9 protein-coding genes are annotated in these 19,187 nt (G+C 63.5%); all 9 read left to right on the forward strand.

The genetic code is table 11. The features are described 5' to 3' along the window. Positions 1 to 104: 104 nt before the first annotated feature. The 9 genes from ABS769_RS08875 (at position 105) to ABS769_RS08915 (ending at position 19,170) form a co-directional block, all read left to right on the forward strand. Positions 105 to 2,360: a methyl-accepting chemotaxis protein gene (locus ABS769_RS08875; protein ID WP_317060710.1), complete on the forward strand. Its 2,256-nt coding sequence runs from the start codon at positions 105 to 107 to the stop codon at positions 2,358 to 2,360. 405 nt (positions 2,361 to 2,765) lie between these two features. Further along, complete coding sequence (locus ABS769_RS08880) at positions 2,766 to 5,015, forward strand: methyl-accepting chemotaxis protein (RefSeq protein WP_350498145.1); 2,250 nt, start codon at positions 2,766 to 2,768, stop codon at positions 5,013 to 5,015. An 88-nt stretch (positions 5,016 to 5,103) separates the two neighbouring features. Next, complete coding sequence (locus ABS769_RS08885) at positions 5,104 to 7,578, forward strand: methyl-accepting chemotaxis protein (RefSeq protein ID WP_317060708.1); 2,475 nt, start codon at positions 5,104 to 5,106, stop codon at positions 7,576 to 7,578. A gap of 545 nt (positions 7,579 to 8,123) precedes the next feature. Continuing rightward, the gene (locus ABS769_RS08890; protein WP_317060707.1) at positions 8,124 to 10,382 is read left to right on the forward strand and encodes a methyl-accepting chemotaxis protein; all 2,259 of its coding nucleotides are present in this window, start codon (positions 8,124 to 8,126) and stop codon (positions 10,380 to 10,382) included. Between the two features lie 374 nt (positions 10,383 to 10,756). Continuing rightward, positions 10,757 to 13,015 carry a methyl-accepting chemotaxis protein gene (locus ABS769_RS08895; protein WP_317060706.1) on the forward strand — a complete coding sequence of 753 codons (2,259 nt, stop codon included), beginning with the start codon at positions 10,757 to 10,759 and terminating at the stop codon, positions 13,013 to 13,015. A gap of 361 nt (positions 13,016 to 13,376) precedes the next feature. Continuing rightward, positions 13,377 to 16,049, forward strand: coding sequence for a methyl-accepting chemotaxis protein (locus ABS769_RS08900; RefSeq protein WP_317060705.1), 2,673 nt, complete (start codon positions 13,377 to 13,379; stop codon positions 16,047 to 16,049). A 1,006-nt stretch (positions 16,050 to 17,055) separates the two neighbouring features. Then, positions 17,056 to 17,841, forward strand: coding sequence for a flagellar brake protein (locus ABS769_RS08905; RefSeq protein WP_317060703.1), 786 nt, complete (start codon positions 17,056 to 17,058; stop codon positions 17,839 to 17,841). 147 nt (positions 17,842 to 17,988) lie between these two features. Continuing rightward, positions 17,989 to 18,474, forward strand: a complete 486-nt coding sequence (locus ABS769_RS08910; protein ID WP_006451575.1) for a chemotaxis protein CheW — start codon at positions 17,989 to 17,991, stop codon at positions 18,472 to 18,474. Between the two features lie 312 nt (positions 18,475 to 18,786). Further along, entirely contained in the window at positions 18,787 to 19,170 is a 384-nt protein-coding gene (locus ABS769_RS08915) for a hypothetical protein (RefSeq protein ID WP_005993867.1), read from the forward strand. The last annotated feature ends 17 nt before the right edge of the window (positions 19,171 to 19,187 follow it).

The raw sequence follows: 19,187 nt of genomic DNA on the forward strand, positions 1-19,187 counted from the left end.
ATTCATTTTTAATTATATCGGCCGTTATCTCCCATGGCGATATAGAACCTGCTCGACCTTCAGCGCCGTCCTGGGTCCTCACGACATGCCACTCGAGACTTGCCATGAACGCTTTCTTGCACCGCTACAACGTCGGCCGCCGCCTGGGCGCGGCCTTCGCACTGCTGATCCTGTTGTCCGGACTGCTGGTGGCCATCGGCCTTAGCGCCATGTCCAGCGCACGCACCGAGTTAGATCAGATCGTCAAGCTCAATGTGGAAAAGATACGTATTGCCAACGCCATGCGCGATGCCAATGCCAATATCTTCATCGCCATGGGCACCTTGTCCATGGCTACCTCGCAAGCATTGAATGACGAGGCGCTCGCGGCAATCAAGCTGCAACGTCAGCGCTACAGCGAGCAGCGCAAGGCGCTGGGGGCGTTTCCGGCCGAGGGAGCCATACGCCAGTTGCGCGATCAGATCGACGCTGCCCGCGAGGTGGCGCGCGTCCTGAACGATCAGGTCATCGCCCTGGCCTCAGCCAATAACGATGCCGAAGCACAGACGTTGCTCAGCGAAACGGCTAGGCCGGCGATGCTGGCTTGGCAAGCCAAGATCGCCGAGAACGTGACCCTGCAGGAAACGCAGACCGCCGCTGCCTATGCAACCGCCGTGCAGGCGATGGACAAGGGCAGGAGCCTGCTGATCGCCGGCGGCGTCGCGACGCTGTTGATCAGCTGCCTGCTTGCCTACGCGATCACCCGCAGCCTCACCCAGCCGCTCAGCCGCGCCACCCGCGCCGCCGAAGCCATCGCCGCCGGCAACCTCGACAGCGACGTCCAGACCCAGGCCAACGACGAAACCGGCCGCCTGCTGAAGGCGATGGGCACCATGCAGGCGCAGTTGCAGCGCTTCTCCAACGAAACCGTGTTGATGATCGAACTGCACGCCGACAAGGACATGTCGCACCGCATGCCGCCGGATTTCCCAGGCGTCTACGGCAAGCTTTCCGACGGCATCAATACGATGATGTTCGAGCACCTGGACGCGATCGTCGACGCCATCGAGGTGCTCAACGAGTACGCCAGTGGCGATCTGCGCCGCGACGCACGCCGCCTGCCCGGCAGCCGTGCGGTCCTGCATCAATCGATGGATGCCGCCAAGGCGAGCCTGTTGGCGATCAATAACGAGATCAAGCGTCTGGCCGCTGCGGCTGCCGCCGGCGACTTCAGCGCACGCGGCGACGAGCAGAAGTTCCAGCACGATTCGCGGAGCATGGTCCAGGACCTCAACGCCATGATGGGGGTCAGCGACCAGGCCCTGAGTAAGCTGTCGGATCTGCTCAAGGCGATCGCCTGCGGCGATCTCAGCGCACGCATGCAGGGAGACTTCAATGGTGTCTTTGCGCAAATGAGCGCAGACGCCAACGCCACCGCCGACCAGCTCACCGGCATCGTGAACGGCATCAAGGAATCGGCGGTGTCGATCAAGGGCGCCGCCAGCGAGATCGCGGCCGGCAACCAGGATCTGTCGCAGCGCACCGAACAGCAGGCCGCCAATCTGGAAGAAACCGCCGCCTCGATGGAGGAACTCACCTCCACCGTCAAACAAAATGCCGAAAGTGCACGCCAGGCCAATCAACTCGCCATCGGCGCCGCCAGCGTGGCCGTGCAGGGCGGCGATGTGGTGAGCAAGGTGGTCGAAACCATGTCCGGGATCGAAGCCTCGTCCAAGAAGATCGCCGACATCATCAGCGTCATCGACGGCATCGCCTTCCAGACCAACATCCTGGCCTTGAATGCGGCGGTGGAGGCGGCACGTGCCGGTGAGCAGGGCCGTGGCTTCGCGGTGGTGGCCTCCGAGGTGCGCACGCTGGCACAACGTTCTTCCGGCGCGGCCAAGGAGATCAAGCAGCTGATCGACGATTCGGTCGAGCGCGTCGGTGTCGGTTCGGCGCTGGTCCAAAGCGCCGGCAAGACCATGAGTGAAGTGGTCGCCAGCGTGCAGCGCGTCACCGACATCATGGGCGAGATTTCCGCCGCCTCGCAGGAACAGTCGGCCGGCATCGAGCAGGTCAACCAGACCGTCACCCAGATGGACGAGGCCACCCAGCAAAACGCTGCGCTGGTGGAAGAAGCCACCGCCGCCGCACGCGCGATGGAGGAGCAGGCCATCCAGCTCACCGAAGCGGTGGCGGTGTTCAAGACCGAGGCCGCGCATGTGCCTGCGCTGGTGCGTACTTCAATCCAGAGCACGTCCGTGGCGGCGCCGTCTGTACGCAAACCCAACACGGTGGCCGGCAAGAGCAGCAGCACGCTCGCGCCGCGAAGCAAGCCGGTCGCGGTTGCCTCCGATGGATCGAACTGGTCCGAGTTCTAACTTGATCGCGACATGCTGGAAACAGAAAAAAGCGCTCGGAAACGAGCGCTTTTTTTTTACGCGAGGCCGCTTGGCTCCAGTGACATCCGCATCAACAAAACCCGACAGGACATTGAACAGACAGATTGCAGACATCAAGATTATCCAAATAAATCAATGGTCCCGCCCGCCCGCGCTATCCGGGGATTGAAAGTTTGGTACGCCTGCGGCCGTTGTTGCGGCCTTCGGCAGACAGAAAATGTCTCTTCTATTCACTTCCGTGACCGCAGTTATATTTTTTTTGCATCGCAGGCATTCAGCAGTGCATACCTTGGCCGTTATCTCGCATAGCGGGACGGGTATGGCTGGAACATCATGGCTCGCGTCGCGCTCATCCACTCACGCCACTCCGTCTGGAACCTTGCCATGAACGCATTTCTGCAACGTTACAACGTAGGCCGCCGGCTGGGCGTGGCCTTCGGCATCCTGATCCTGCTGTCCGGCATGCTGGTGACCATCGGGCTGAGCACTATATTCAGTGCGCGCACCGAGATGGACAACATCGTCAAGACCAATGTCGAGAAGATGCGCTTGAGCAACGCCATGCGCGATGCAAACGCGAACATTTTCATCGGCTTGGGCACCCTATCCATGGTTACCAGCGATGAATTGAACAAACAGGCGCTCGCCACGATCAGCGCGCAGCGCGCCCGTTATGCCGATGCCCGCAAGGCGCTGGAGGCATTTCCGGCCACCGCTGCCGGGCAGAAAGTGCGTGGCGAGATCGACGCTCTCCGTGAGGTGGCACGCGGTCTGAACGATCAGGTCATCGCCCTGGCAACACAGAACAAAAATACCGAGGCACAGACGTTTCTGAGCGAAAAAGCGCGCCCTGCCATGCTCTTGTGGCAGGCCAAGATCGCCGAGAACGTCACCTTGCAGGAAGAGCAGACCGCCAGCTCCTACGACGTTGCGGTGGCTGCCATGAACAAGGGCAAGAACCTGCTGATCGGTGGCGGCCTGCTGGTGCTGGTGGTCAGCGCACTGTTGGCTTTTGCGATCACCCGCAGCCTCACCCAGCCGCTCAGCCGCGCCACCCGCGCTGCCGAAGCGATTGCCGGCGGCAACCTGGACAACGACGTCAACACGCAAGCCAATGACGAAACCGGCCGCCTGCTCAAGGCGATGAGCAAGATGCAGTTGCAGTTGCGCAACCTGCTCGCCGCACAGACCGATATGGCCACCCGTCACGATGCCGGCCAGATCAGCTTTCGCATCGATGCGGCAGCCTTCCCCGGCGAGTACGGCCGCATGGCCGGTGACACCAACAACCTGGTGGGCTCGCACATCGCAGTGAAGATGCGCCTGGCGCAGATCATGGGCCGCTATGCGATCGGCGACCTGTCCGAGGATATGGAACAGCTGCCCGGCGAAAAGGCTGTGCTCAGCGATACCATGGCCCAGGTCAAGTCAAACCTCGGTGCGATGAACACCGAGATCAAGCACCTGGCGCAGTCGGCCGCCAACGGCGACTTCAGTGCCCGTGGCAATGCCGAGCGCTTCCAGTACGACTTCCGCGTGATGGTGGAAAGCCTCAATCACCTGATGACCACCGCCGACGGCAACCTGCAGTCGCTGTCCAGCCTGCTGCAGTCGATCGCTGCCGGCGACCTCACCGCGCGCATGAGCGGCGAGTTCCGCGGCGTGTTCGCGCAAATGCGCGACGATGCCAATGCCACCGCCACGCAGCTGGCGCAGATCGTCAGTGGCATCAAGCAGTCCGCCGCCTCCATCAAGGGCGCTGCCAGCGAGATCGCCGCCGGCAACCAGGATCTGTCGCAGCGCACCGAACAACAGGCCGCCAACCTGGAGGAAACCGCCGCCTCGATGGAAGAACTCACCTCCACCGTCAAGCAGAATGCCGAAGGCGCGCGCCAGGCCAATCAGCTTGCCATCGGCGCAGCCAGCGTGGCCTCGCAAGGGGGCGAGGTGGTCAACAAGGTCGTCGTGACGATGGCAGACATCGAAGCATCATCCAAGAAGATCGCCGATATCATCAGCGTCATCGACGGCATCGCCTTCCAGACCAATATCCTGGCCTTGAATGCCGCAGTAGAAGCGGCGCGTGCCGGCGACCAAGGCCGTGGCTTTGCGGTGGTTGCTTCCGAGGTGCGTACTCTCGCCCAGCGTTCGGCTGGCGCCGCCAAAGAGATCAAGAGCCTGATCGATGACTCGGTCGGCAAGGTTGCCGAAGGCTCTGTTCTGGTGGATCAGGCCGGCAAGACCATGACCGAAATCGTCGCCAGCGTGCAGCGCGTCACCGACATCATGGGCGAGATTTCCGCCGCCTCGCAGGAGCAGTCGGCCGGTATCGAGCAGGTCAACCAGACCGTCACCCACATGGACGAGGCCACCCAGCAGAACGCCGCGTTGGTGGAAGAAGCCACCGCCGCCGCACGCGCGATGGAAGAACAGGCCGAGCAGCTCACAGGCGCAGTGGCTGTATTTAAGACTGATGCGACGCAGGTGCTGGTGCCGGTTAACGCTGCCGTGCTGCGCACGCCTGTGAGCTCTGCAGTCAAGGCCAAGGTGGCCGCGGCCGGACGCACCGCCGCGTCCAAGCCGCGTGCCGTGGTCACCGCACCCGGCAACGCCAGCAGCTGGCAGGAGTTTTAACTGAACGGAGCCGGCCCGCAGTCATGTGGGCCGGCTCAAGCCAAAGCAGACGCAGCCGATAGACTGCGTACGCCCATGAGAAACACCGATGACTATTCCGCCCGCGCTTTCGCCGCAGCCTGCCCCTCCCTCCCCGCGCCGCTGGAGCAGCCGCTGGGACGATCTGGCAATCGCAAGAAAGCTCGGCGCGATCGGTGTGCTTGCCTTGGCAGGCATGGTCATCCCGGTGCTGCTCTATCGCGGCAAGCTCAATGAAAGTGTGTCCATCAGCAGCAACGAACTGCGCAGCTATGCCCCGCTCGGGCAGATGCTGGGTTTGATCACCGACCTGCACGCCGCACATGTGGACAGCGGCAGCGCCGCCAGTAATGCCGCGCAACGCGCCAATCGCGATCTGCAACAGCTGCTCGCCACCACCGCGCGCATGCCCGGCTTCGAACGCAGCCAGAAAGAATTGCTTGCCTTGCAAAAACGCCATATCGCCGGCGTTGCAGCGGAGGGTTATACCGCAGTGAGCGAGCAGGCATTTGCCGCACTCGACGCACTGCGCGACGACAGCCAACTGGTCTACACCCCGTATATCGAGAGCTACCACCTGGTGGTCTCCACGCTGATCTACAGCCCCGATGCCACCGAGTCGCTGACCCGGCTGGACGCCGCCAACGACCCCTCGCAGGCAGCGGACAGCCGCGCCATGCTGCGCGAACAACTGGGCCAGCTCGCACGCAACCACCTGCGCTTTCGCCATGAGCTGGACAAGGCGATGGGCTTGCTGGAGCAACCCGACCCCGCCCTGGCGACTGCCGCCAAGACCGAAGCGGCGCGTGCAAGCGCGGCATTGGCTGCACTGCGCAGCGCGCTGGAAGGCAGCGATGCACAGGCCGACACGCGCTGGAATGCCGCGCTCGACGATCTTAGCCAGGCCATGCAGGACTTGAGCGGCGTGTCGTTGCAGGCCTTGCAGCGTCAGTCCGAGCGGCACCTGGTCGAAGCCCGCACTGCGATGTGGCAAGCGATCGCCGGCCTGTCGGTGCTGGCCGTGCTGATTGCAGCGCTGGGCTGGTACACCTTGTCCAAGCTCACCCGCAATGTGCGCCGCGCCGCCGCGGTGGCCGCCAACATCGCGCAAGGCCGGCTGGACGAGCGCATCGTCGCGTTCAGCCGCGACGAAACCGGCCAGTTGCTCGACAACATGCGCCAGATGCAGGACCAAGTGCAGGCGGTGTTGGCCGCACAGAGCGAGATGGCGCAGCGCCACGACGCCGGCCAGATCGGCTATCGCATGCAGTCCGAAACCTTCCCCGGTGCCTACGCCACCATGGTGCGCGACACCAATACGTTGGTCGGCTCGCACATCGCGGTGATGATGCAGTTGGCGCAGATCATGTCGCGCTACGCCATCGGCGATCTGAGCCAGGACATGGATCGCCTGCCCGGTGAAAAGGCCGTGCTCAGCGACACCATGGACACGGTCAAGGGCAATCTGGCGGCGATGAACAGCGAGATCAAGGTGCTTGCGCAGGCCGCCGCCAACGGCGATTTCAGCGTGCGTGGCGATGCGCAGCGTTTTCAATACGACTTCCGCGCGATGGTGGACAGCCTCAATCAACTGATGGCCACCGCCGACGCCAATCTGACCTCGCTCTCCAGCGTGCTGCAGGCGATCGCCGCCGGCGATCTCACCACCCGCATGCATGGCGACTTCCACGGCGTGTTCGCACGCATGCGCGACGATGCCAATGCCACCGTCATGCAGTTGGCCGACATCGTCGGGCGCATCCAGCATTCCACCGATGCGATCAACGATGCCGCCAGCGAAATTGCCACCGGCAACCAGGATCTGTCGCAGCGTACCGAGCAACAAGCGGCCAATCTGGAAGAAACCGCAGCCTCGATGGAAGAACTCACCGCCACCGTGCGCAACAACGCCGAGCATGCACGCCGCGCCAATCAACTGGTGGTTGGCGCAGCAACCGTGGCCTCGCAAGGTGGCGAGGTGGTCGGGCAAGTGGTCGACACCATGGCCGGCATCCAGGCCGCCTCCAAAAAGATCGCCGACATCATCGGCGTCATCGACGGTATCGCCTTCCAGACCAACATCCTGGCCTTGAATGCAGCGGTGGAAGCGGCGCGTGCCGGCGAACAGGGACGCGGTTTTGCTGTCGTCGCCAGCGAAGTCCGCACGCTCGCACAGCGTTCGGCCGGTGCCGCAAAAGAGATCAAGCAGCTGATCGACGATTCTGTGAGCCGGGTCGAACATGGCAACCAGCTGGTCGGCCAGGCCGGCCGCACCATGCAGGACATCGTCAACTCGGTGCGCAGCGTCACCGAGATCATGCACGAGATCAGCGAAGCCTCGCAGCAGCAGTCGCAAGGCATCGAGCAGGTGGGCCAGACCATCGCACAGATGGACCAGGCCACCCAGCAAAACGCCGCGCTGGTGGAAGAAGCCACCGCCGCCGCACGTTCGATGGAAGAACAGGCGCAGCAGTTGCGCGATGCTGTCTCGGTGTTCCAGTTACAGACAGCGGCCACACCCGCCCGGCTGGGTCGCGCGGCGTGACGTGACGTGAAGTGACGGTTTGATGGCATCACGGCGTGAGGCCGTTGCTCGCGGCATTGCATCCGTCGGTCTGATGCCGCATGTCATTACGCTAAGAGGTCCCCCACACAGATGTAGGTGGCCGCGCAAGTAACGATACTCTCTGGGTCTGCTGACCCCCAACCGGTGATTTTTACCCGGCAGTGCTCAACGCGGCACCTTCGCATCGCTCTTGAAAGCGTGATCACGACGTGAATCTGCTGATGACGGCAGCTGTTTTGGTAGCGCTCCCATCGGCGTTTCCGGGGTCGTTTGTGCACACCCACGTCACCTCAATGACGGCCGCCCATACGCGGCGGGCCGGGCGAGTTCAGCCGCAAGAATGGGGGCCGTTACAGACCACAAGCATGCATACCTGCCCTGCACTCGGTCGCGTCGTGACGACGTATCACACGCACCGGGAATCGGCTTGCCACATGCCCACCCTCGCTTCCCCTGACGTATTGCCCAACGCGTCCGCGCCGACGCGTCTTGCCCTTTCTTGCCAACTGCCTCGAGACCCCACAATGATCGCTCTTCTTCAACGGTATAACGTCGGCAAGCGCCTGACTTTCGCCTTCGGCACGCTGATCCTGCTGTCCTGCGGGCTGGTCGCCACCGGCCTCTACACACTGGCGCAGGCCCGCGAACGCATGGACACGGTCGTCAACCGCCAGATCAAGATCATCCAGCTGTCGCAGGACATGACCAACGCCAGTGCCAACATCGCCGTGCAGCTGCGCAATCTGGTCCTGGCAGACGGCCCGGAAGACGATCAGCGCTTCGTCGCACTGATCAAGCAGCAACGCGCACGCTACGAAGACACACACGACGAGTTGTACAAGTTTCCCTCTACATCCGTCGGCACCGCAATCCGCGACAACATCGACGCCGCCAATGCGGTCGCGCGTGCTACCAATGAAAAGGTGATCGCACTCGACGCCGCAGGCCAGGTCGACCAGGCGCAAGCGCTGCTGCTGACACAGGCCGGACCGGCCACCCAGAAATGGCAGGACGCGCTCGCCAGCTACTCCGAACTGCAGCGCAAGCGCAGCCAGGAGGCCTATGCAGAATCCAACGCTGCCATGGCCCGCGGCCGCGCCATGTTGATCGGCGGCGGCCTGGCAGTGGTGCTGTTCAGCGCCCTGCTCGGCTTCCTGATCACCCGCAGCCTGGTGCGCCCGCTGACCCAGGCCACCCGCGCCGCCGAAGCGATCGCCAACGGCACTCTCGACAACGACGTGCGCACGCGATCCAACGACGAAACCGGCCGCCTGTTGCAGGCCATGGATCGCATGCAGGGACAGGTCCGCAACCTCATCACCGCACAGCTGGACATGGCCAAGCGTCACGATGACGGCCAGATCAGTTTCCGCATGGATGCCGGTGCCTTCCCGGGCGATTTTGGCCGCATGGCCAAGGACACCAACGAGCTGGTTGCCGCGCACATCAAGGTCAAGATGCAGACCATCCACCTGGTGGAGCGCTACGCGATCGGTGATCTGAGCGAAGACATGCCGCAGTTGCCGGGCGAAAAAGCTGCCATCACCACGGCAATGAACCAAGTCAAGTTGAACCTGTCGACAATGAACACGGAGATCAAGCAGCTGGCACAGGCCGCCGCCAACGGGGACTTCACTGCGCGTGGCAATGCCGCGCAGTTCCAGTTCGATTTCCGCATCATGGTGGAAAGCCTCAACCACCTGATGGCTACCGCCGACGGCAACCTGCAGTCGCTCTCGGGCCTGTTGCAGTCGATCGCTGCCGGCGATCTCACCGCCCGCATGACCGGCCAGTATCAGGGCGTGTTCGCCCAGATGCGCGACGACGCCAACGCCACCGCCGAACAACTGGCCGGCATCGTGGGCCGCATCCAGCTGGCCGCCAATGCGATTGGGTCGGCCTCGGGCGAAATCGCCTCCGGCAACCAGGATCTGTCGCAGCGTACCGAGCAGCAGGCCGCCAATCTGGAAGAAACCGCCGCCTCGATGGAAGAACTCACTTCCACCGTCAAGCAGAACGCCGAACACGCAAGTCAAGCCAATCAGCTCGCCATCGGCGCCGCTGCCGTGGCCTCGCAAGGCGGCGATGTGGTGGCCAAGGTGGTCACCACCATGGCCGACATCCAGGGCTCGTCGAAGAAGATCGCCGAGATCATCAGCGTCATCGACGGCATCGCCTTTCAGACCAACATCCTGGCCTTGAATGCCGCAGTGGAAGCGGCGCGTGCCGGCGAACAGGGCCGCGGGTTTGCGGTGGTGGCCTCCGAAGTGCGCACCCTGGCGCAGCGTTCGGCCGGTGCGGCGAAGGAGATCAAGCACCTGATCGACGATTCGGTCAGCAAGGTCACCCAGGGCGCCACCCTGGTCGACCAGGCCGGCACCACCATGGCCGAAATCGTCGCCAGCGTGCAGCGCGTTACCAACATCATGAGCGAGATTTCGTCGGCTTCGCAGGAGCAGTACGCGGGCATCGAACAGGTCAACCAGACCGTGACCCAGATGGACGAAACCACCCAGCAGAACGCCGCACTGGTGGAAGAAGCCACTGCCGCCGCACGCGCAATGGAAGAACAGGCCCAGCAGCTCACCGAAGCGGTGGCCGTGTTCAAGGTTGCCGAACACGCACCGTTGGCGCGCCAGTTGTCGGCCATTGCCAATGCGCCCGCCAATGCCCGCAGCACACCGCGTCCGATCGCCCGCGCCAGCACGGCCGCGCCCGTGCGCCGCAGCACCGCTGGTGCGTCGGCAACGGCAAACGACGTGGGTGACTGGCAGGAGTTCTAAGCCGCAGCAAGCGCTGTCAGCACATCGACAGCAGTGCATGCCAGCTGCCCGCAAGCCCGCATGCACCGCGGCCAGCGTGAAATCGCACTTCACATCGTGCAAGCCCGGCTCTATCGCGCCGCCTCCAAAATCACGTTCAACGCGCTTTTTTGAGGGGAATTCCCGACATACCCCCACCAATTCCCTACCCTTTGTACACATGGCAGTCACGTGCCTGAGACCCGGCTTTACCGGCCAGCCCGGCTTGCCTCAATACAGCAGTTCTAACGCCGCTATCTGACCGACACATCACACAAGGCATGACATGCGACGCAATGCTCCAGCACTGCATCGCATGCCAGTCCACCTAACGGCACATTCGCTCAGGTCACTCCATGAATTCCTTTCTGCACCGCTTCAACGTCGGCAAACGCCTCTCCCTGGCCTTCGGCGTCTTGATCCTTCTGTCCTGCGCGCTGGTGGCCGCCGGCCTGTACACGCTCAGCCAGGCGCGCGAACGCCTGGACACCATCGTCAACCGCAACATGGCGATGATCCAGTACGCCACCGACATGCTGGACGCCAATGCCACCATCTCGTTGAACCTGCGCAACATCGTGCTGCCGGCCACTGCTGAACAAAATCGCCAATTCGGTGATGCGATCGATGCGCAGCGGATTCGCTACAAGGAAGTGCGTGACAAGCTGTATGCCTTCCCCACCGATGCCCAAGGGCAGCGCATGCGCGATGCGCTGGATCTGGCGCGCGAACAGGCGCTATCGCACAACCAGCAGGTACGCGAACTGGGCACGGCCGGCAAGGTCGACCAGGCCATGCCGATCCTGATCCAGCGCGCCGCACCAGCCACCCAGCGCTGGCAGGATGCGATCCGTACCTACTCCGAAGCGCAACGCAAGAGCAGCCAGGTCGCCTATGCGCAGGCCAATGACGCCATGGCACGTGGTCGCAGCATGCTGATCGGCGGCGGCGTTGCCGTGGTACTGCTGAGCGCCCTGCTGGCCTGGATGATCACCCGCAGCCTCACCGGCCCGTTGAACCGCGCCACCCGCGCTGCCGAGGCGATTGCCGACGGCAAGCTCGACAACGCAGTGCACAGCGAGGCCAGCGACGAAACCGGCCGTCTGTTGCAGGCGATGGACAAGATGCAATCGCAGGTACGCAACCTGATCACCGCGCAACTGGACATGGCCAAGCGCCACGACAGCGGCCAGATCAGCTTCCGCATGGATGCCGGCGCATTCCCGGGCGACTATGGCCGTATGGCCGGCGACACCAACGCGCTGGTCGACAGCCACATCCAGCTCACGCAGCGCCTGGCGCAGATCATGGGCCGCTATGCGATCGGCGACCTCAGCCAGGACATGGACGCGCTGCCCGGCGAAAAAGCCATGCTGACCGACACCATGGCGCAGGTGAAAACCAACCTGGCGTCGATGAATCAGCAGATCAAGCAGCTGGCGCAGTCCGCGGCCAACGGCGATTTCAGTGCACGCGGCGATGCGGCGCAGTTCCAGTTCGATTTCCGCGTGATGGTCGAGAGCCTCAATCAGTTGATGGCCACCGCCGATGGCAGCCTGCAGTCGCTATCGGGCATCTTGCGGTCCATCGCCGCAGGCGATCTGACCGCGCGCATGGACGGCGATTTCAAGGGCGTGTTCGCCCAGATGCGTGACGATGCCAACGCTACCGCCACCCAGCTGGCCGGCATCGTCGGGCACATCCAGCACTCGGCGACCTCGATCAATGCCGCCGCCAGCGAGATCGCGGCCGGCAATCAGGATCTGTCGCAGCGTACCGAACAGCAGGCCGCCAACCTGGAAGAAACCGCTGCCTCGATGGAAGAGCTCACCTCCACCGTCAAGCAGAACGCCGAAAGTGCGCGCCAGGCCAATCAGCTCGCCATCGGCGCCGCAAGCGTGGCCTCACAGGGCGGCGCCGTGGTCAGCAAGGTGGTCGACACCATGAGCGGCATCGAGGCATCGTCCAAGCGCATCGCCGACATCATCAGCGTCATCGACGGTATCTCGTTCCAGACCAATATCCTGGCCTTGAACGCGGCGGTGGAAGCGGCGCGTGCCGGCGACCAGGGCCGTGGCTTTGCGGTGGTGGCATCGGAAGTACGTACGCTGGCACAGCGTTCGTCCGCCGCGGCCAAGGAGATCAAGAGCCTGATCGACGACTCGGTGCAGCGTGTGGCTGACGGCTCGCAGCTGGTGGACCAGGCCGGCAAGACCATGGCCGAGATCGTCGCCAGCGTGCAGCGCGTCACCAACATCATGGGCGAGATTTCCGCCGCCTCGCAGGAGCAGTCGGCCGGTATCGAGCAGGTCAACCAGACCGTCACCCACATGGACGAAGCCACCCAGCAGAACGCCGCGCTGGTGGAAGAAGCCACCGCCGCCGCCCGCGCGATGGAAGAACAGGCCCAGCAGCTCACCGAAGCGGTGGCCGTGTTCAAGATCGTCGAGCAAGGCCCGGTGGCACGTCAGCCATCGTCGATGGTCGCTGCGCCGGTCAATGCACGCTTCGCTGCGCGCCCGGCCGTCGGTGCCGCCAGCATCGCCCCGCCACGTCGCAGCGCCATCGGCACGGCGACCGCGGTGGCCGGGCCGAACGACTGGCAGGAGTTCTAAGACACACACCGCAACCCGCAGCCCGCAGCCCGCAACACACGCCGCATCCAAGAACACCATTCGAGAGTAGTTTGATTCGTGGTCAACGAATCTTGAGGGTCGCTTCCTTGCGAGGGAGGCGGCCCTTTTTTTGTGCCGAGATGTTTCTTCACATCAGCGCCTGACCATGCTGGATGCCAACGCTGCCTGGTCGTGAAACTCACCCATCCTTAACAAATGGCAAGCTTGCGCCCCTGCTCTGGAACCAAGCGAACGCGACAATTTGTGCCTAATTCAACATAAAACATCAATTTTGAGCATAGACGGCCGCTATCGACTTCACGCATCCGTAACGCCCTCCCCCGGGCAAGGTCGATTCCTCATGCATTCCTTCAACCGGCTTTCCGTTGGCACCCGGCTTTCCGCGCTGTTGACCCTGGTCATCGCCATTTCGCTGGGCCTGCTGGCCCTGACCATTTATCGCCAGTCCGCTGGCGATATCGAATCCCAGGTCAAGGCCGAACTGCGCTCCAGCACCCGGCTGATGCAGCAGTCGGTGGCGATGTACGACGTCACCCTGACCGAAAGCACCCAGCGCCTGGGCAGCGTGTTCGACGACATGCTCCCCAGCGGCGCACGCACGCTCGATACCGCCAGCACCGTCACCATCGGCGCGCAGGCCACCCCGTCCCTGCGCGCCGGCAAGCAGGCGCTCAACCTCAATGTCAACGCGGTGGACCGCTTTGCGCAGGCCACCGGCGGTGTCGCCACGATCTTCGCGCGCACCGGCGAGGACTTCGTGCGCATCACCACCTCGCTGCGTAACAAGCAGAACGAGCGTGTGATCGGCACCCTGCTCGACCGCAAGGGCAAGGCCTACGCCGCGTTGTCGCAAGGCAAGCCTTTCACCGGCCAGGCACAGCTGTTCGGCGAGCAGTACATGACCCACTACCAGCCGCTGCGCAATGCCGCCGGCGAGGTGATCGGCGCGCTGTTCGTCGGTCGCAACTACACCCAGGGCCTGGCCGCGCTCAAGGCGCAGGTCGGCACCACCAAGCTCGGCCAGGATGGCTACTTCGTCATCGTCGACATGGCCGCGGGCGAGCATCAGGGCCAGGTCATCGCCGCCCCGCCGGGCACCCCGGCCACCCTGGCGGCACTGGTGCCGGCCGAGCAGCAGGCGCTGTTGCAATCGGTACTGGATGGCAAGCAGCCCAGCGCCAACCTGCAGTTGCGCGATGCCAAGGGCAACAGCCAGGCGTTCGAAGTCACCGCCCAGCGCTATGCACCGTGGCAGTGGGCGGTGATCGGCACCCAGCCGCGCAGCGCCATCGACGGCCCGCTGGACGAGCTGATGGGCAGCATGCTGCTGTTCTCGCTGGTGGTGCTGGCGCTGTGCATCGCGGTGGTCTTTGTGGCGGCACGCAACATGGTCACCCGCCCGTTGCTGGCGGTGGAGCGCGTGCTCGGCGATGTCGCGGCAGGCCGCCTGGACAACCCGATCGAGATCGACCGGCACGACGAACTCGGCCGCCTGCTGCTCAGCGCCCGCACCATGCGCGACGACCTGCGCGCACGTCTGGAACGCGACCACCTGATTGCCAGCGAAGCGCTGCGCGTGCGCACCGCGTTGGACGACGTCAGCACCAACGTGATGATCGCCGACGCCGATCGCCGCATCATCTACGTCAACCGCCCGCTGCAGCGCATGCTCAAGAGCGTGCAGGACGAACTGCGCCGCGACCTGCCCAACTTCGATGCCGATGCCTTGATCAATGCCAGCATCGACCAGTTCCATCGCAAGCCCGAACACCAGGCACGCATGCTCGATCAACTCACCGGCACCCACACCGCGCAGATCCATGTGGGTGGCCGCACCATGCGGCTGGTGGTCAACCCGGTGCTGGGCGCGGCCGGCGAGCGCATGGGCTTTGTGGTCGAATGGGCCGACCGCACCCAGGAAGTCCAGGTGGAACAGGAGGTCGCACGTATCGTGCAGGCCGCCGCTGCCGGCGACCTGAGCGAGCGCGTCGGCCTGGAAGGCAAGCAGGGCTTCCTGCTGCTGCTCGCCCAGCAACTCAACGCGCTGCTGGACAACAATGCGGACGGGCTGTCGCGCGTGTCCGCCCTGCTCTCTGCGTTGTCGCAGGGCGATCTGACCGCGCGCATGGATGGCGACCTGCAAGGCGTGTTCGCCACCATCCGCGACGACGCCAATGCCACCGCCGACCAGCTGGCCGGCATCGTGCGCCGGATCAAGGACTCCTCGCTGGCGATCAACTCGGCCGCCACCGAGATCGCCACCGGCAATGGCGACCTGTCGCGTCGCACCGAACAGCAGGCCGCGGCCCTGGAAGAAACCGCCGCCTCGATGGAGGAGCTCACCGCCACCGTCAAGCAGAATGCCGACAACGCCGACCAGGCCAACCGCCTGGTGCTGGACGCCGCCGGCGTGGCGGCCCAGGGTGGCGATGTGGTCGGCCGCGTGGTCACCACCATGGCCGACATCGACACCTCGTCCAAGAAGATCGCCGAGATCATTGGCGTCATCGACGGCATCGCCTTCCAGACCAATATCCTGGCCTTGAACGCGGCAGTGGAAGCCGCGCGCGCCGGCGAACAGGGCCGCGGCTTCGCCGTGGTCGCCTCCGAGGTGCGCAGCCTCGCCCAGCGCTCGGCCGGCGCCGCCAAGGAGATCAAGCACCTGATCGAAGACTCGGTTGCACGCATCGGTAGCGGTGCCGCACTCGCCTCCGAAGCCGGCAACACCATGCAGCAGGTGGTGAGCTCGGTGCAGCGCGTCACCGACATCATGGGCGAGATCACCAGCGCCTCGCGCGAGCAGGCCGCCGGCATCACCCAGGTCAACCAGACCGTCACCCAGATGGACGAAACCACCCAGCAGAACGCCGCATTGGTGGAAGAAGCCACTGCCGCAGCGCGCTCGATGGAAGACCAGGCCGCGCAGTTGGTGGACGCAGTGGCGGTTTTCCGTCTGGAACAACAAGACCAACTGAGCACTCTGCTGGCCAACGCACGCCACGCGTACCACTGATGTAAGGCAAACGTTCGGTGAGTCGAGGGCGCGGTGCCCTCGCCGCTCAGCACGACCTGTCTGCACTGTCCAATCACTTAGCGAGACAACCAAAGTTTCGAGTTGTGGCGGCGTCTAAATGCGCCCAAGCCTAGTCAGTCGAGGGCGCGGCGCCCTCGCCGCTCGCGGGACACGCCGTAAATCCGTCCCTGGAGGCTCGGTGGCGGCATCCATGCCGCCACACGGTCCCGCAATCGGCGAGGACACCGCACCAGAAAGTTGGTCGGTGGTCGCGCAAAAAGCTGTCTGTCGCGCGATGTGCATCGGACGTTGAGCCGGCGCTACGTCATCGAACAACGCGCATCACGCACTGCTCTTAATCGTGCGCACCAACCATCTGGACTGGTCCTTGCCCGCCCACCGTCGCGGGACCTTACGCGGCATGGATGCCGCGTAAGAGCCTACACGGACGTACTTGCGGCGTGTCCCGCGACGGTGGGCGGGCAAGGGCCCTGCGGCCAAGCCACAGATCAGCCGCTCCACAACCAATGCATTCCGCACCGCTCAACCACTCAAAGACAACCGAGATTTCGCGTCGTTGAGTCGCAGTCAAAAGCTTAGTCAGTCGAGCGCGCGATGCCCTTACCGCACCAGAGAGTCTGCTGGTTGCTTTGTTGAAAGCCATGCACACCGACCATCTCGGCTGGTCCTTGCCCGCCCACTGTCGCGGGACCTTACGCGGCATGGATGCCGCGTAAGAGCCTACACGGACGTACTCGCGGCGTGTCCCGCGATGGTGGGCGGGCAAGGGCCCTGCAGCCAGACCGCAGATCCGCAGCGGTGAGGACATCGCACCTGCCAACGTAGTCGTGTGCTGTGGGTGAAGCAAAAGGCCGGTTGCGCTAACTCGCGGCGAGGGCGTCCCAGTTTTGTCAGCCGCTCTTAAAGATTTGGTTTTGCCGCCGATATCAAGGCGACGCCGGGACAACCGTCCGGGCCCATTCCCGCATCCACTGTGCTGGTGCTCATGTCCCAAGGCGATACCTCAGAGCTGGACCACGACGCCGATCACCTTGCCGAAGGCGACGAGCGCTACCTGCTGCGCAACAAACGGCAGATCCGTGGCTTGCTGCGCCAACTGCTCGACCAACGCGCCGTGGTGACCATGCACGTGGCCGGCCGCGACATGGCCGTGCCCACTGCCGTGCTCGAAGTGGACGAAGACGACGACTGCGTGATTCTGGACGGCAGCCATAACGAAGCTTCCAACCGCGCCATCGAAGATGCCAAGTATCTGCTGTGCTACGCGCAACTGGAACGGGTCAATATTCGTTTCCGTCTGGAAACGCCCGACCGGCTGGAACGCGACATCCACGTCGCCTTCCGCGCTGCATTGCCAGACGCCATGTATCACATGCAGCGCCGCGAATCGTACCGGCTGGAAACGCCGATCACCGATTCGCCCATCTGCACCATTCGTCAGGACGAAGCACAAGGCGGCACTCTCAACTTGCAGCTGCGCGTGATCGACATCAGCAGCGGCGGCCTGGCGGTAGCGATCACGGACGGCATGCCGCTGCTCGAACCGCAACGCACCTACCGCAATTGCATGCTGCAATTGCCCGACAGCGCGCCGATCACGCTACCGCTCACCGTGTGCAGCCAATATAAGCAGTCACTGCCCAACGGCAGCGAAGGCTTCCGTGTCGGCATGCAGTTCAGCGATCTGCCGCGTGGCGCCGACGAAACCATTCAACGCTATATTTTTCGCGTCGACCGCCAGCGCAACGCGCGCAAGAGCGGCGTGTTCTGAACCCGCCCGTACCGTGCACAGCGCACCGCTAAAGTTGCCGTGCGCTGCGCCGATGTTGCTAGGGCAACCTCTTCCACACTCTTTTTCGCACGCTTCTGCCGCATTTCTTCAGCAATCTGACACTCAGCCGCAACGCCCGGAGTTTCCATGAACGACAAAAGCACTGCCACCGGCACCGGTGGTGAATTCCTCAGCTTCGCCTTGGGCGAAGAACACTACGGCGTGGACATCCTGAAAGTGCAGGAAATCCGCGGCTACGATTCGGTCACCCGCCTGCCCGACGCTCCCGATTACATCAAGGGTGTGATCAACCTGCGCGGCACCATCGTGCCGGTGATCGACCTGCGCCTGAAGCTGCGGCTGAAAGAAGCGCGCTACGACGCCTTCACCGTGATGATCGTGCTCAACGTCGAAGACCGCGTGGTCGGCATCGTGGTGGACAGCGTCTCCGACGTGATCCCGCTCAACGACGACCAGATCCGCCCGACGCCGGAATTCGGCGCCGCCGTCGACACCCGTTTCATCTCGGGCATCGGTACCCAGGACGATCGCATGCTGATCCTGCTGGATATCGAAACCTTGTTGGACAGCGCCGAACTCGGTCAGCAGCAATTGGCCGAAGAAGCCGCCTGACCTATAGCCACTCGGGCACGTCCCAAGCGGCCGTTATGCAGGTATAGGCAGTGCACAAAAGCCGCCGTGTAGAGCAATGCACGACGACTTCAGGCACCGAGAGAATCTGCATGACGGCCGCATGGGTGCCGGCAGTCCCTGTTACGACCATCTGGTGTCGGGAGCTTCCCGACACGAGACGTGCGCCTAGAGTGAAGTGAGATAGGAATCACGTTTTTTAGATTCAAGTTGAACGGCAGCTAGCCGATAGCTGAATAGAAGCCCGCGCACTTAAACGGGTCACCGTTCGACTTTTGATTCTGGAGAATCCCAATGAAGTTCCTGCTCTCGCTCCTCCCCGTCGCTGCTCTCGTCATCGTTGCTCCCACGCTTTCGGCTCAGTCGCAGGAAATGATTCCGCCGGAAATGGCCACCCGCTTCGTCGGCAAGGACGGCATGGTGTGCGGCAAGGTCGAAAAGGCCAAGTACGCGCAGAGCTCGGAAGGCGAACCCACCTTCCTCTACATGGGTGGCATGTTCCCGCGCCACACCTTCTCGGCCCGCATCGACGGCGCCAACCGCGGCAAGTTCAGCTTTGCTCCCGAATCCCTGGAAGGCAAGGACGTCTGTGTGCTCGGCAAGATCCAGCGCGACAGCTCGCGTGCCGAAATCGAAGTCAGCTCGCCGGCCAGCCTGAAGCTCGCCACCATCAAGTAATCGCCTCGCACATCGCC

It is taken from the genome of Xanthomonas hortorum, assembly GCF_040279205.1.
Classification (GTDB): Bacteria; Pseudomonadota; Gammaproteobacteria; order Xanthomonadales; family Xanthomonadaceae; genus Xanthomonas; species Xanthomonas hortorum_F.

Excerpts from the sequence above, each read along its gene's own strand:
- ABS769_RS08885 (WP_317060708.1), top strand. The coding sequence starts at position 5,104 with ATGACTATTCCGCCCGCGCTTTCGCCGCAGCCTGCCCCTCCCTCCCCG.
- ABS769_RS08900 (WP_317060705.1), top strand. The coding sequence starts at position 13,377 with ATGCATTCCTTCAACCGGCTTTCCGTTGGCACCCGGCTTTCCGCGCTG.
- ABS769_RS08895 (WP_317060706.1), top strand. The coding sequence starts at position 10,757 with ATGAATTCCTTTCTGCACCGCTTCAACGTCGGCAAACGCCTCTCCCTG.
- ABS769_RS08905 (WP_317060703.1), top strand. The coding sequence starts at position 17,056 with ATGTCCCAAGGCGATACCTCAGAGCTGGACCACGACGCCGATCACCTT.
- ABS769_RS08915 (WP_005993867.1), top strand. The coding sequence starts at position 18,787 with ATGAAGTTCCTGCTCTCGCTCCTCCCCGTCGCTGCTCTCGTCATCGTT.
- ABS769_RS08880 (WP_350498145.1), top strand. The coding sequence starts at position 2,766 with ATGAACGCATTTCTGCAACGTTACAACGTAGGCCGCCGGCTGGGCGTG.
- ABS769_RS08875 (WP_317060710.1), top strand. The coding sequence starts at position 105 with ATGAACGCTTTCTTGCACCGCTACAACGTCGGCCGCCGCCTGGGCGCG.
- ABS769_RS08910 (WP_006451575.1), top strand. The coding sequence starts at position 17,989 with ATGAACGACAAAAGCACTGCCACCGGCACCGGTGGTGAATTCCTCAGC.
- ABS769_RS08890 (WP_317060707.1), top strand. The coding sequence starts at position 8,124 with ATGATCGCTCTTCTTCAACGGTATAACGTCGGCAAGCGCCTGACTTTC.